Source organism: Actinoplanes utahensis (assembly GCF_016862455.1).
Classification (GTDB): Bacteria; Actinomycetota; Actinomycetes; order Mycobacteriales; family Micromonosporaceae; genus Actinoplanes; species Actinoplanes utahensis.
Map to the genome: position 1 here is coordinate 1 of NZ_BOMZ01000051.1, position 12,801 is coordinate 12,801.

11 protein-coding genes are annotated in these 12,801 nt (G+C 70.9%); 7 read left to right on the top strand and 4 right to left on the bottom strand.

Annotated features, from left to right (window positions below):
- The first annotated feature begins 72 nt into the window (after positions 1–72).
- The gene (locus Aut01nite_RS44855) at positions 73–1,680 is read left to right on the top strand and encodes a MinD/ParA family ATP-binding protein (RefSeq protein ID WP_444978821.1); all 1,608 of its coding nucleotides are present in this window, start codon (positions 73–75) and stop codon (positions 1,678–1,680) included.
- A 470-nt stretch (positions 1,681–2,150) separates the two neighbouring features.
- Here Aut01nite_RS44855 and Aut01nite_RS19290 read toward each other — a convergent pair whose 3' ends face one another.
- Both Aut01nite_RS19290 and Aut01nite_RS19295 read right to left on the bottom strand, forming a co-directional pair.
- Positions 2,151–2,573, bottom strand: a complete 423-nt coding sequence (locus Aut01nite_RS19290) for a DUF3151 domain-containing protein (RefSeq protein ID WP_043525849.1) — start codon at positions 2,571–2,573, stop codon at positions 2,151–2,153.
- Between the two features lie 569 nt (positions 2,574–3,142).
- Complete coding sequence (locus Aut01nite_RS19295) at positions 3,143–4,135, bottom strand: ADP-ribosylglycohydrolase family protein (protein ID WP_043525719.1); 993 nt, start codon at positions 4,133–4,135, stop codon at positions 3,143–3,145.
- 56 nt (positions 4,136–4,191) lie between these two features.
- On the opposite strand from Aut01nite_RS19295, the gene Aut01nite_RS19300 reads away from it, so the two are divergent.
- Both Aut01nite_RS19300 and Aut01nite_RS19305 read left to right on the top strand, forming a co-directional pair.
- Entirely contained in the window at positions 4,192–5,379 is a 1,188-nt protein-coding gene (locus Aut01nite_RS19300) for an LOG family protein (protein WP_043525851.1), read from the top strand.
- A 26-nt stretch (positions 5,380–5,405) separates the two neighbouring features.
- Positions 5,406–5,708, top strand: coding sequence for a hypothetical protein (locus tag Aut01nite_RS19305; protein ID WP_063958782.1), 303 nt, complete (start codon positions 5,406–5,408; stop codon positions 5,706–5,708).
- Positions 5,709–5,719: 11 nt separating this feature from the next.
- On the opposite strand, the gene Aut01nite_RS19310 is transcribed toward Aut01nite_RS19305, so the two are convergent.
- Positions 5,720–6,241 carry a hypothetical protein gene (locus Aut01nite_RS19310; protein ID WP_236642737.1) on the bottom strand — a complete coding sequence of 174 codons (522 nt, stop codon included), beginning with the start codon at positions 6,239–6,241 and terminating at the stop codon, positions 5,720–5,722.
- Between the two features lie 112 nt (positions 6,242–6,353).
- Positions 6,354–7,379, bottom strand: coding sequence for a class II fructose-bisphosphate aldolase (gene fbaA / locus Aut01nite_RS19315; protein ID WP_043525720.1), 1,026 nt, complete (start codon positions 7,377–7,379; stop codon positions 6,354–6,356).
- A 218-nt stretch (positions 7,380–7,597) separates the two neighbouring features.
- On the opposite strand from fbaA, the gene Aut01nite_RS19320 reads away from it, so the two are divergent.
- From Aut01nite_RS19320 to Aut01nite_RS44340, 4 genes are all read left to right on the top strand, one after another.
- Positions 7,598–7,780, top strand: a complete 183-nt coding sequence (locus Aut01nite_RS19320) for a hypothetical protein (RefSeq protein ID WP_043525721.1) — start codon at positions 7,598–7,600, stop codon at positions 7,778–7,780.
- A 77-nt stretch (positions 7,781–7,857) separates the two neighbouring features.
- Positions 7,858–9,234: a 3' terminal RNA ribose 2'-O-methyltransferase Hen1 gene (locus Aut01nite_RS19325; protein WP_043525722.1), complete on the top strand. Its 1,377-nt coding sequence runs from the start codon at positions 7,858–7,860 to the stop codon at positions 9,232–9,234.
- Positions 9,231–11,723, top strand: coding sequence for a polynucleotide kinase-phosphatase (locus Aut01nite_RS19330; RefSeq protein ID WP_204037589.1), 2,493 nt, complete (start codon positions 9,231–9,233; stop codon positions 11,721–11,723). The genes Aut01nite_RS19325 and Aut01nite_RS19330 overlap by 4 nt, the downstream gene beginning before the upstream one ends.
- Positions 11,724–11,798: 75 nt before the next feature.
- Positions 11,799–12,797: a DedA family protein gene (locus Aut01nite_RS44340; protein ID WP_268871710.1), complete on the top strand. Its 999-nt coding sequence runs from the start codon at positions 11,799–11,801 to the stop codon at positions 12,795–12,797.
- The last annotated feature ends 4 nt before the right edge of the window (positions 12,798–12,801 follow it).

A 12,801-nucleotide genomic window follows, 5' to 3' on the forward strand; every position in this document is an offset into this window, starting at 1 on the left:
GACCTCCGGCACGGTGTCGTCCAGCCGCCGGCGCCGTCCCTTCCGGGACCGCCCGCGCCTCTGGTGCCGCCCGTGCCGGGGCCGCTGCCTGCCGATCTCCGGCGCGAGGGCGAGCAGCCGCGACCGCCCGCGCCGGCGCCGACCGACCTCCGGCACGGCGTGGTCCAGCCCCTGTCGCCCGCGCCGGGCCCCATCTATTCGCCGGGGCCGCAGCCGGGGCCCAACGGAGGCATGGCGATCCGCCCGCCACAGCCCGGGCCGTTGCCGTCCTACCCCGGGCCGGCGCCGCAGCCCGGTCCTCCGGGGCCCATGCCGCAGCCGGGTCCGATGCCCTTTCCGCCCGGGCCGCCGTACGCCCAGCACAACATGCCGGCGCCGCACCCTGCGCCCGGACCGCCGGGTCCCGGGCCGGCGCCCGTACCGCAGCCGGGTCCCGGGCCGGTGCCTGGACCGCAACCGGGTCCCGGACCCATGCCGGGACCGGTGCCCGGACCGGGGCCCGGACCGGGGCCGGTGCCCACCACGTCGCCCCAGCCGACGCCGGACGACCAGACCGGTGACGGCGGCTTCGGACCTGCCGTCGAGACTCCCCGGCAGCAGATGCCCTGGGACTTCCCGCCCGCCCCGAACCAGCCCGGCCCGCCGCCCGGTCCGAACCAGCCCGGTCCGCAGCCGGGCCCGCCGCCGTTCCCACCGGTGCCCTCGGCTGAGGCGGACCCGTTCCAGGAACTCAACATGCTCGCGGACGCCACCCCGACGGCGGAGGAGTTCGCTCGTCGCCGCCTGGCCCGTCCGTCCCAGCAGAGCGCCACCATGGGCACCCGGGCGATGCTCCGGAAGACCACGTTCGGCCTGCTCAACCTGGCTCCCGGGCAGGACGAGCTGGAGTACAAGAAGGACGTCGAGACGGTCCGCCGGAACTTCGGCGGCCTGCGTCAGGTCACCGTGGTCAACCCCAAGGGCGGTGCCGGCAAGACGGTCGCCGTGCTGCTGCTCGCGATGACCTTCGGGCAGAAGCGCGGTGGGTACGTCCTGGCCTGGGACAACAACGAGACCCAGGGCACCCTGGGCATGCGTGCCCAGCAGGACTTCCACGCCCGTACGGTCCGCGACATGATGCGTGACCTACATCTCTTCCAGGGTGCGCAGGGTCGCGTCGGTGACCTGTCGCAGTACGTCCGCTCCCAGGGTGAGGGCATGTTCGACGTCCTCGCCTCGGACGAGTCCGCGACGGCCGGCGAGATGCTGACCTCGGACGCGTTCGCCGAGATCCGGGACGTGGTGAGCCGGTTCTACAAGCTGATCTTCGTCGACACCGGTAACAACGTCCGCGCGGAGAACTGGCAGGCCGCCATGGACGCCACCGACCAACTGGTGATCACCATGTCGGCGCGTAACGACTCGGCCGAGCCCGCCGCCCGCGCCCTCGACCACCTGGAACAGAGCGGTCGCCGCCGACTGGTTCGCCAGGCAGTGACCATCGTCACCATGCCGCCGACTCGCAAGGACATCGACCTGCAGTGGATCGAGCAGCACTTCCGGGCCCGCACCCGGGCCGTGCTGGTCGCCCCCTACGAGCGGCTGCTCGACTCCGGCGAGCCGATCCGCTACGGCGAACTCTCCAACAAGACGAAAGAGGCCTGGCTCAAGATCGCCGCCGCAGTCGCCGAAGGCCTGTAGCAATCACCAGGCCCCTGTCGGTGGGTCGTGCTCGAGCACGACCCACCGACAGGGCTCACCTCAGACCGGCCCGAGCGACAACGCGCCACACCCGCCCCTGCCCCGCACCGGCTGAAAAATGCCGCACCGGCCAAAGAAGCGCCACACCGGCCGAGCAGGTGTGGCGATTTCGGACGCTATACGAACCCGAAACCCACACACCTGAGCGCGCCACACCCACGAGTCAGACCGACGGCGAATCAGACCAATGGCGGGTCGGGCCGACCACGAATCGGGTCAGCTGCGAACCGGACCGGCCACGAACGGGGTCCGCCGCAAGCCAGGCCGACCCCCAACCAGGCCGACCGCAAGCCAGGACGACCACCAACCAGGCCGACCGCAAGCCAGGACGACCACGAACCGGGCTGGCCCAGCTCGGGTCGGCCACGAACCGGACGGCCCGGCTCGGGCGGACCGTGGGTCAGGTCAGGTCAGGTCAGGGCGTCGGCGGCGGCCGGGTCGCTGTCGCGCAGGAACTGGGCGCAGCGGGCCGCCTCGTCCGCCTCGCCGATCGCCGCGGCGGCCTGGGACAGCACGTGCAGGCAGCGGAGGAAGCCCTGGTTGGCCTCGTGCGCCCAAGGCACCGGGCCGTGGCCCTTCCAGCCGTTGCGGCGGAGAGCGTCCAGACCGCGGTGGTATCCGGTACGGGCGTAGGCGTAGGCGGTGACGGTCTCGCCGGCTTCGAGGGCGGCGGCGGCCAGCGGCGCCCACGCGGCGCTGTAAGCGGGGTACTGGGCGGCGACCGCCTTGAACGCCTGGTCGGTGCCCGCAGCGGCGGCCTCGGCGAGAGCCTTGTCGGCTTCGGCGTCAGCGGGCAGTCGGGTGGCCGGCGGCTCGGGAAGGAGGTTCTGCATGCCCACATTCAACCCGGCCCGCCGTCGTTCATTCCGCCTTGACGGCGTTTCGCCACATGAACAACGCCTCAACCCTCAGTTCCACGGAGTCGTCCTGCCTCGCGTCCCCGCTCTCCTCGCTCTCCTCGCGATCTTGTGACCTTTCGCCCACGCCCCGGCCACAACCTCACAAGATCGCTGCCAAGGCGGCTGTGACGGGCCGCTGGGCGGGACGGCGGAGACGCAGGACGGCCGTGACGCGGGAGGGCCGGGAGACGGAAGGGCCGGGAGACGGGACGGCCGGGAGACGGGACGGCCGGGAGACGGGACGGCCGAAAGGCGGGACGGCCGAAAGGCGGGACGGCCGGGAGACGGGACGGCCGGAAGACGGGACGGCCGAAAGGCGGGGTGGCTGGGACGGGCATGCATGAGTGGCACCCGGGGGCGGTCGTGAGGGAACGCCTGGCGTAGCTGCCGCGAGGCACGGCGCTGTGCGTGGGCCGTACCGGAGAAGGGTTGGAGAGAAGCCGTCGCGGACCGGAAGTGTTCAGCAGTCCCTTGGAAAGCTGACGGGCCGCGACCGGAAGTGGTCAGTCCCAGGTGGTGCCGAGGCGGAAGAGGCGGTCGGCGTACTCGATCTGGGTCTGCCAGTCGACCGGCCAGGCTGCCAGGCCGAGGGCCGCGCCCGCGAAGGCTCCTGCCAGGCAGGCGATGGAGTCGGAGTCGCCGGAGGAGGCGGCGCCGCGGCCGAGGACCGTGACCGGCTCGTCCGGGGAGATCAGGTAGACGTAGAGGGCGGTGGCCAGCGCCTCCTCGGCGATCCAGCCGGCGCCGGTGGCGAGGCACGGGTCGCCGTCGAACCGGCCGGCGGCCAGGGCGGTCGCGACCCGGTCCAGTGCGGCGGCGCACTCGTCCCAGCCGCGGGCGATGAAGTCCTCCGGCGAGGACACCGTCGGGCGCTGCCACAGCTCGCCGAGCCAGTCGCCTCGGTAGATCTTGCGTTGTTCGGCGCAGCGGTTCCGGAGCGCGGCCAGCAGGTCGCGTGGCGCGAGGCCGTCGCGGAGCCAGAGCACGGCCCAGGCGGTGAGTTCGCTGGCGGCCAGGCCGGTCGGGTGGCCGTGGGTGAGGGCGGCCTGCAACTGGGCGGCGCCGGCCCGCTGGTCCTCGGTCAGGCCGGGCACCAGGCCGACCGGGGTGACCCGCATGTTGGCGCCGCAGCCTTTCGAGTCGGCCTGGGTGGCACGCACCCACGGCCGGCCGTCGGCCAGGTTTCCGCAGGCGCGCAGGCAGGTCATGCCGGGGGCCCGGTCGTTCTCGGGGCTGGCCGCCCATTCCAGGAAACGGCGCCGCAGCACGGGCTCGAACGCGTCCGGGGTGAGGTGCGGGCCGACCTCGATCAGCGCCTCGCCGACGGCCAGGGCCATCTGGGTGTCGTCGGTCACCAGCGCCGGCTCGCCGGTGAGCACCCGGGGGCCGCCTGGCCCGTATCGGGCCACGATCGCCGGATAGTCCTGGAACTCGGTCGGTTTCCCGAGGGAGTCCCCGTAGGCCAGCCCGAAAAGTGAACCCGACGCAGCACGCATGGAACAACCTTAGGTAGTCCGTCAACGAGGTGCGCGGCGGGCGCAAGATGGACGGCATGCCCGATCCGCTGCAACCAGTCCTGGGCGGGGACGCGCCGTTCGACGCGACCGCCGAAGAGATCGAGACCCGAGCCGAACTGGACGTGCACCTGGCCAAGAACACCCTGGCCGGGCTCTGTGTCCTGGGCCTGCGCCTGGACCGGGATCCGCCCGACCTGTCCGTGGTGGACGTGCGGGGCACCCTGTTCGTCGGCTGTCACCTGGCCGGGCCGGAGGTGGAGGCCGACCTGATCCGGCGCGGGGCGCACATCATCCCGCCGTTCGACGAGCGGCCCTATCCGACCCATCCGGCGCTGCTCTACACGCCTGAGGATCTGGCGGCCGGGTTCGCCGAGAACGGCTTCGCCGGCATGTTCGACACCGTGGTTTACCAGCATTTCGTGGCGCACGGCGGCGCGGTCCCGGACATTCGGGAGGCGCTGTCCCAGCGTCTGCACGACGCCGGGATCGACAACGCGCTCGGCAAGGCGCTCAACGAGTGGGCGCACGCGCACGGCACCGGCGGGGCGATCGGGATCATGGGCGGCCACGCGGCCCCGCGCGGTTCGGGGCCGTACCGGATGGCCGCCTCGCTGGCTCAGCGGCTGGCCGGGGCGGGTCGTCTGATCGTGACCGGCGGTGGCCCGGGTGTGATGGAGGCGGCCAACCTCGGCGCGTACTTCGCCTCCCGCGGCGAGCGTGAGCTGGAGACCGCGATCGATCATCTGTCGGTGGCGCCGCAGTTCATGGATCACGACCCGTACACGGCTGCGGCCCTCTCGGTCCGCAAGATCTATCCGCTGCCCGACCTGGACGTGGCCGGTCAGCTTCAGCACGGCGGCCTGGCGCTGCCCACCTGGCTGTACGGTCACGAGCCGGCCAACCTGTTCGCCGGTCAGATCGGCAAGTACTTCTCCAACGCCGTCCGGGAGGATTCGATCCTGCGGCTGGCCCGGGGCGGCATCGTCTTCGCGCCGGGCTGGGCCGGGACGGTGCAGGAGATCTTCCAGGCGGCGACGAAGACGTTCTACGCCACCGACGGCCCGTCCGGGGCCTATGTGTTCCTCGGCACCGAGCACTGGTCGAAACTGCCGGTGGTGGACCTGCTGGGGCCGCTGCTGGCCCGTTCGCCCCATGGCGACCAGTCCCATCTGGTCGTGGTGACCGACTCCCTGGACGAGGCTGTCGCAGCGCTCTCGCGGTAGTGGCGCGGCTACCGCACACTGCTGCCATGGATGCGTTGCTGTTCCTGCCGGTGATCCTCGGTCTGCTGATCGTGGTCTTCGCCGTGGTGCTGGTCGTCAAGGTGATCAGCCACAACACCAAGTCCGCCTACCGGCAGGGCCGGTACGGCTACAGCGGCTCGTCAAGCCGTCATCACCACAGCAGCGGCGGCGGTGGCACGCACTGGGAGTCCTCGTCGAGCGACAGCAACGACGGCGGTGGTGGCGGCTGGTGGGGCGGCGGCAGCGACAGCGGCGGCTCGTCGGGTGGCGACAGCGGTGGTGGCGGTGGCGGGGGCGGTGGCGACTGACCGCTAGGCGACTAGGCGACGTGCACGCGGCGCCAGTGCGCCGCGGGCAGGTCCCCCTCGGGGACGTCGGTGAGGCCGTTCTCGTCCATCGCGTTGTAAACGGCCAGCCGTGCGCCGTCGAAGAGGAACTCCACGGCATGCAGTACCCGGGGCCGCCAGTCGGCCGAGGTGGTCCGCTCGATGATGTTGACCGCGCGGAGTGGGCGGCCCCGGGCTTTACGCAGCGCGGCGTGCGGGTCGGACCGCCAGTCGAAATGCTCGTACCAGTCGACGGGCACCGTCATGTCGATCTGGTCGAAGGTGATCGCACACTCGTCGAATTTACGGTGCGTGATCTCCACACGACTGAGTCCGAAGTCGAGGATCACCGGGCCGTCAGCGAACCAGCCACGCTGGGCGACGTCCCACATGAGGTGGCTCGATCGCAGCCGGCGGCCGATGAGCCGGACGAACGAGTGTCGATGGGCCGCGGCGAGGGCTTCGGCATCGTGATGCCACTCGGGTTTCCAGCCCTCGATTCCGAGCACGATCACCGCCTCGCCGATCTTGACGGGTCGATGTTACCCGTGTCTCTCCGTAACCCTGCAAGACAACGACGGCCGGTCCCCACGAAGGGGACCGGCCGTCGCCGGTGGAACGCGGTGATTACTTGCCGAGCGAGGTGCCGGCCGAGCGGAGGTGCTGCGCGGCCTCGACGACCCGCTTGGCGAGACCGTTCTCGGCGAGCTTGCCCCAGGCGCGCGGGTCGTAGGCCTTCTTGTTGCCGACCTCGCCGTCGATCTTCAGAACACCGTCGTAGTTCTTGAAGAAGTGGTCGGCGACCGGGCGGGAGAACGCGTACTGCGTGTCGGTGTCGATGTTCATCTTCACCACGCCGTAGTCCAGCGCGCCGTGGATCTCCGACAGCAGCGAGCCGGAGCCGCCGTGGAAGACCAGGTCGAGCGGCTTCTCCTTGCCGTACTTGGCGCCGATCGCGTCCTGGATCTCCTTGAGGATCTCCGGGCGCAGCTTGACGTTGCCCGGCTTGTAGACGCCGTGCACGTTGCCGAAGGTGAGGGCGGTCAGGTAGCGGCCCTTCTCACCCAGGCCCAGGGCGGCGGCGGTGGCCAGGCCGTCCTCGACGGTCGAGTACAGCTTGTCGTCGATCGCGGCGGAGACGCCGTCCTCCTCGCCACCGACGACGCCGACCTCGATCTCCAGGATGATCTTGGCGGCGGCGGTCTTGGCGAGCAGCTCCTCGGCGATCTGGAGGTTCTCCTCCAGCGGCACGGCCGACCCGTCCCACATGTGCGACTGGAACAGCGGCGCCTGGCCCTTGGCGACCCGCTCCGCGGAGATGTCGATCAGCGGGCGGACGAAGCCGTCGAGGTGGTTCTTCGGGCAGTGGTCGGTGTGCAGCGCCACGTTGATCGAGTACTTCTTGGCAACGTGGTGGGCGAACTCGGCCAGCGCCACGGCGCCGACGACCTTGTCCTTGATGGTGGGGCCGGACACGTACTCGGCACCGCCGGTGGAGATCTGGATGATGCCGTCGCTGCCGGCCTCAGCGAAGCCCTGGAGGGCCGCGTTGAGGGTCTGCGAGGACGTCACATTGATCGCCGGGTAGGCGAACGCGCCGGCCTTGGCGCGATCGATCATCTCGGCGTAGACCTCGGGAGAAGCGATAGGCATCGGATGCGCTCCTTGCTCATTTTTCACGGCAGCAGAGGGCAGGACCGCGCTGTCCTCCAGCAGGAAGTATTCCGCAGTCGCGGTGCGTAACGGAAACTGCCCCGAAATCCGCATCGCCCGGCGGCCACAAACCGGGCGGATAGCTGTTTGTGCGGCATCCTGCCGGGGGAAGTCGCACCATGGACGAGGAACAGCCGAGAGACGGAGGGAGCCGGAGGATGACACACCCGATGGCCGAGCGTGATCTGGAGACGCCCGAGGTCGATGCGGCTGAGCAGGCGATCGTCGCGGTCCCCGGCTGGCAGGACGACGCCGGCGACGAGCCGCGGGCAGGCGGCACCGGCGAGTGGGACGGTCAGGAGGACAACCGGACCGTCGACTTCGACGACGATTACCGCTGACGGCCCTCAGCCGGAGTCAGTGCGGCACGCGGCACAAATCGATCGCTGGATTCGCACGGCGCTGACAGGATCGGCGTGTGCTGCTCACTCTGACGACCACCCACCGGCCCGCCACGGACCTGGGTTATCTGCTGGTCAAACACCCCGACCGGGTGCACTCCTTCAGCGTGCCCACCGGCACCGCGTACGTTCTCTATCCCGAGAACGGCGCGGACCGGTGCACCGCCGCCCTGCTGCTGGACGTGGACCCGCAGATGCTCCGGGCGCAGAAGGACGCCTTCGAGCTGAGCCAGTACGTGAACGACCGCCCGTACGCCGCGTCGAGCCTGCTGGCCAGCGCGATGGCGCGGGTCTTCCGGACCGCCCTGCGCGGCGCCTCCAAGGACCGTCCCGAACTGGCCGCCGTGCCGATTCCGCTGGAGATCCGGGTGCCCGTGCTGCGCGGCACCCCGGACCTGGTCTCCCGCCTGTTCACGCCGCTCGGCTGGACGGTGACGGCCACCCCGATCCCGTTCGAGCCGGAGATCGGCGGCGACAGCCGGTACGTGGATCTGCTGCTGACCGGCGACATCCGGCTCGCCGACGCGCTCAACCACCTCTACGTGCTGCTCCCGGTCCTCGACGACGGGAAGCACTACTGGGTCGCCCCGGACGAGATCGAGAAGCTGCTGCGCTCCGGTGAGGGCTGGCTCGCCGCGCACCCGGAGAAGGTGCTGATCGCCCGCCGCTACCTGGCCCATCGGCGGTCGCTGGCGACCACCGCCCTGCAACTGCTGGAGGCGGACCAGCCGGTCACCGAGGAGGAGGCGGAGCTGCCGGTGGCCCGCCGCGCCCCGCTGGCCGAGCAGCGCCGCGACGCCGTCCTGGCCGCCCTGGCCGAGGTGAACGCGTCCCGGGTGCTGGACCTGGGCTGCGGTCCCGGGGCTCTGCTGTCCGCGCTGCTCAAGGACCGCAGCTTCACCGAGATCGTCGGCGCCGACGTGGCCACCCGCACGCTGGAGATGGCGGCCCGCAAGCTGAAACTGGACCGGCTGCCCGAGCGGCAGAAGGACCGGATCAAGCTGATCCAGACCGCGCTCACCTACCGTGACGACCGGCTGCGCGGGTTCGACGCCGCGGTGCTGATGGAGGTGATCGAGCACGTCGACCTGCCCCGGCTGCCCGCGCTGGAGGCCGCCGTCTTCGGGCACGCGCAGCCCGGCGCCGTGATCGTGACCACGCCGAACGTCGAGTACAACGTGCACTACGAGGGCCTCACCGGGATGCGGCACTCGGATCATCGGTTCGAGTGGACCCGGGCCGAGTTCGCCGCCTGGGCCGAGCGCGTCGCGGCCACCTACGGCTACACCGTCACGATCCGTGGTGTCGGCGAGGATCACGAGACGACCGGCGCCCCGACCCAGCTCGCCCTGTTCACGACCGAGAAGAAGGAAACGAAGGAGGTGACCGCATGATCATCGACGTTCCCGAGCTGTCGCTCGTGGCCCTGGTCGGCATCTCCGGTTCCGGCAAGTCCACGTTCGCCCGTGCCCACTTCAAGCCCACCCAGGTGCTCTCCTCGGACTTCTTCCGCGGCCTGATCGCCGACGACGAGAACGACCAGTCCGCCTCCGCCGACGCCTTCGAGACGCTGCACTACGTGGCCGGCAAGCGGCTCACGGCGGGCCGGCTGACCGTGGTCGACGCGACGAACCTCCAGGCGCACGCCCGGGCCGGGCTGGTCAAGGTGGCCCGCGAGCACGACGTGCTGCCGGTGGCGATCGTGCTCGACGTGCCGGAGGCTCTGGCCTGGGAGCGCACGCAGGCACGCGAGGACCGTACCTTCGATCGCCGGGTCCTCACCCGGATGAGCCGTGACCTGCGACGTTCCCTGAACCAACTGGCCAAGGAGGGCTTCCGCAAGATCCACGTGCTGCGTGGCGTGGATGAGATCGCGGCGGCCGAGATCCGCTACGAGAAGCTGTTCAACGACCGTAAGGACGAGCACGGGCCGTTCGACATCATCGGCGACGTGCACGGCTGCCGCGCCGAGCTCGAGGCGCTGCTGATCGAGCTCGGCTGGGACCTGATCCGCGACGAGGCGGGTCGGCCGGTGGACGCCGTGCACCCGGACGCCCGGAAGGCCGTCTTCGTCGGCGACCTGGTGGACCGCGGGCCGGACTCGCCGGGCGTGCTGCGCCTGGTGATGGGCATGGTCGCGGCCGGGCACGCGATCTGTGTGCCGGGCAACCACGAACAGAAGCTGGCCCGCAAGCTGAACGGGCGCAACGTGCAGCTCACCCACGGGCTGCCGGAGACCCTGGAGCAGCTGGCCGCCGAGGACGACACGTTCGTGGCCGAGGTGCGGACCTTCATCGAGGGCCTGGTCAGTCACTACGTCCTCGACGACGGCAAGCTCGTGGTGGCGCACGCCGGGCTCAAGGAGGCCTATCACGGGCGGGCGTCCGGCCGGGTGCGTAGCTTCGCGCTCTACGGCGAGACCACCGGCGAGACCGACGAGTACGGGCTGCCGGTCCGCTACCCGTGGGCGCGGGAGTACCGCGGGTCCGCCGCCGTCGTCTACGGCCACGTGCCCACCCCCACCCCGGAGTGGATCAACAACACCATCTGCCTGGACACCGGCTGCGTCTTCGGCGGCCGGCTCACCGCGCTGCGCTGGCCGTCCCGCGAGATCGTCGCGGTGCCGGCGGCGAAGGAGTACTACGCCCCGGTGCGCCCGATCTTCGCGGCTCCCGAGAAGCCCGAGCAGGGCCTGGACCTTGCGGATGTCATCGGGCGGCGTCACATCGATTTCGGGTACGGCACGACGACCGTCCCCGCCGAGAACGCCGCCGCCCTGGAGGTGATGGGCCGGTTCGCCGTCGACCCGGAGACCCTGGTCTGGCTTCCGCCCACGATGGCCCCGTGCACCAGCTCGACCGTCGACGGCTTCCTGGAGCATCCGTCGTCCGCCTTCGCCGACCTGCGGGCCGCCGGGGTGGACCGGGTGGTGTGCGAGGAGAAGCACATGGGTTCCCGCGCCGTGGTCCGGGTCTCGGTGACCGGTGCCGGTGACGCGATCTGGACCCGGACCGGCCGCCCGTTCTTCGGCCCCGACCTGGACGAGGCGCTGCTCGCCCGGGTCCGTGCCGCGGCCGCGCCGATCTTCGCCGAGCTGGAGACCGACTGGCTGCTCATCGACGCCGAGCTGCTGCCGTGGTCGGCCAAGGCGGGTGGCCTGATCCGGGACCACTACGCCCGGGTGGGGGCGGCCGGCCGGGCCGCGCTGCCGGTTGCGCTGTCGCTGCTGGAGCAGGCGGCCGGGCGTGGGCTCGACGTCGCCGGGCTGCGGGATCGGCTGGAGCTGCGGTCCGCGGAGATCGACGGGTACTCGGCGGCGTACCGGGCGTACGTGAAGCCGACCGACGGGCTCAGCGGGGTGACGCTGGCGCCGTTCGCGTTCCTGGCCGGGGCCGGCGTCTCGTACGCGAAAAAGAACCACGACTGGCACCTCGCTCTGGCCGACCGGCTGGTCGCGGCCGACCCGGAGATCTTCACGCCGACCCGGCGGATGATCGTGGACCTGGCCGATCCGGCATCGGAGGCCGCCGCGACCGAGTGGTGGCTGACGCTGACCGGCGCCGGCGGCGAGGGCATGGTGGTCAAGCCGTGGGCCGGCCTGGCGGTGACCGGCGAGAAGGGCCGTCTCGTGCAGCCCGGCGTGAAATGCCGCGGCCGGGAGTACCTGCGGATCATCTACGGTCCCGAGTACACCCGCCCGGAGCAGTTGGACCGTCTGCGTCAGCGCAACCTGGGCCGGAAACGGGCGCTGGCGCTGCGCGAGCACGGGCTGGGCCTGGCGGCGCTGGACCGGCTGGCCGAGGGCGCGCCGTCGTGGCGGGTGCACGAATTGGTCTTCGCGATCCTGGCCGCCGAATCGGAGCCCGTCGACCCCCGTCTGTGACCACCGCGTCACGGCTCGCATCGCACAGGATTCATACAGGTACCGGCCCCGCGCGGGCCGGTACCCTGGCTCCTCGTGGACATCCATGCGCTCACGGAGCAGCTAGCTCTGAACCCGATGGACCCGAAGGACCTGCTCAGCGCCTTCGGGCTGCCGGGCGTCCTGGCCATCCTCTTCGCGGAGACCGGCCTGCTGGTCGGCTTCTTCTTCCCGGGTGACTCGCTGCTGTTCCTGGCGGGCGTGGCGGCCTCCGAGGTCGCCAACTCGATCTTCGGGGAGGGCGCCCAGCTCTCCATCGTGGGTCTGCTGATCGGCGCCCCGCTGTGCGCGATCATCGGCGCGCAGCTCGGGCACTGGCTCGGCGCGAAATACGGGCGCCGGATGTTCGACAAGCCGGAGTCGAAGCTCTTCAAGAAGGAGTACGTCGAGAAGGCGGAGTACTACTTCGAGAAGTTCGGTCCGGCCAAGGCCGTGGTGCTGGCCCGCTTCATCCCGATCGTCCGGACGTTCCTGAACCCGGTGGCCGGCACCCTGGGCATGCCGGCCAAGCAGTTCTTCCTGTGGAACGTGGTCGGCGCGATCCTCTGGACCGACGGCATCATCCTGATCGGTTACCTGCTGGCCGAGCAGATCTACAACGCCATCGGGGACAAGATCGACCGCTACATCCTGCCGGTGGTCGTCCTGATCGTGCTGATCTCGGTGCTGCCGATCGGCATCGAGATCCTCCGCGAGCGCAAGGCCAAGAAGAACGGCCTGCACCAGGGTCCGGAGCCGGCCGCCGCGATCGGTGTGGTCGCCGCCGCGAGCGTGGCCGGTCTGGCCGACGCCGCCCGCGAGGAGTACCACGAGCACTTCGACCAGCACCCCCCGCAGCAGTACGACCAGTACCAGGCCCAGCAGCCCCAGTACCAGGCGCAGCAGCACTCGGACCCGCAGCAGTACTCGGACCCGCAGCAGCCCGCCTACCCGCAGCAGGGCTACTACCCGGCCCCGCAGAACTATCCGCCGCAGCAGGAGCAGTTCCCGCCGCAGCAGTACGGGCCCTCGCAGGGTTACGACAACAACCGTTAGACAG

Bases quoted from the DNA above. Each gene is read 5' to 3' on its own strand.
- Aut01nite_RS19330 (WP_204037589.1), top strand. From the start codon at position 9,231: ATGATCATCGACGTTCCCGAGCTGTCGCTCGTGGCCCTGGTCGGCATC.
- Aut01nite_RS19300 (WP_043525851.1), top strand. From the start codon at position 4,192: ATGCCCGATCCGCTGCAACCAGTCCTGGGCGGGGACGCGCCGTTCGAC.
- fbaA (WP_043525720.1), bottom strand. From the start codon at position 7,379: ATGCCTATCGCTTCTCCCGAGGTCTACGCCGAGATGATCGATCGCGCC.
- Aut01nite_RS19295 (WP_043525719.1), bottom strand. From the start codon at position 4,135: ATGCGTGCTGCGTCGGGTTCACTTTTCGGGCTGGCCTACGGGGACTCC.
- Aut01nite_RS19290 (WP_043525849.1), bottom strand. From the start codon at position 2,573: ATGCAGAACCTCCTTCCCGAGCCGCCGGCCACCCGACTGCCCGCTGAC.
- Aut01nite_RS19305 (WP_063958782.1), top strand. From the start codon at position 5,406: ATGGATGCGTTGCTGTTCCTGCCGGTGATCCTCGGTCTGCTGATCGTG.
- Aut01nite_RS19320 (WP_043525721.1), top strand. From the start codon at position 7,598: ATGACACACCCGATGGCCGAGCGTGATCTGGAGACGCCCGAGGTCGAT.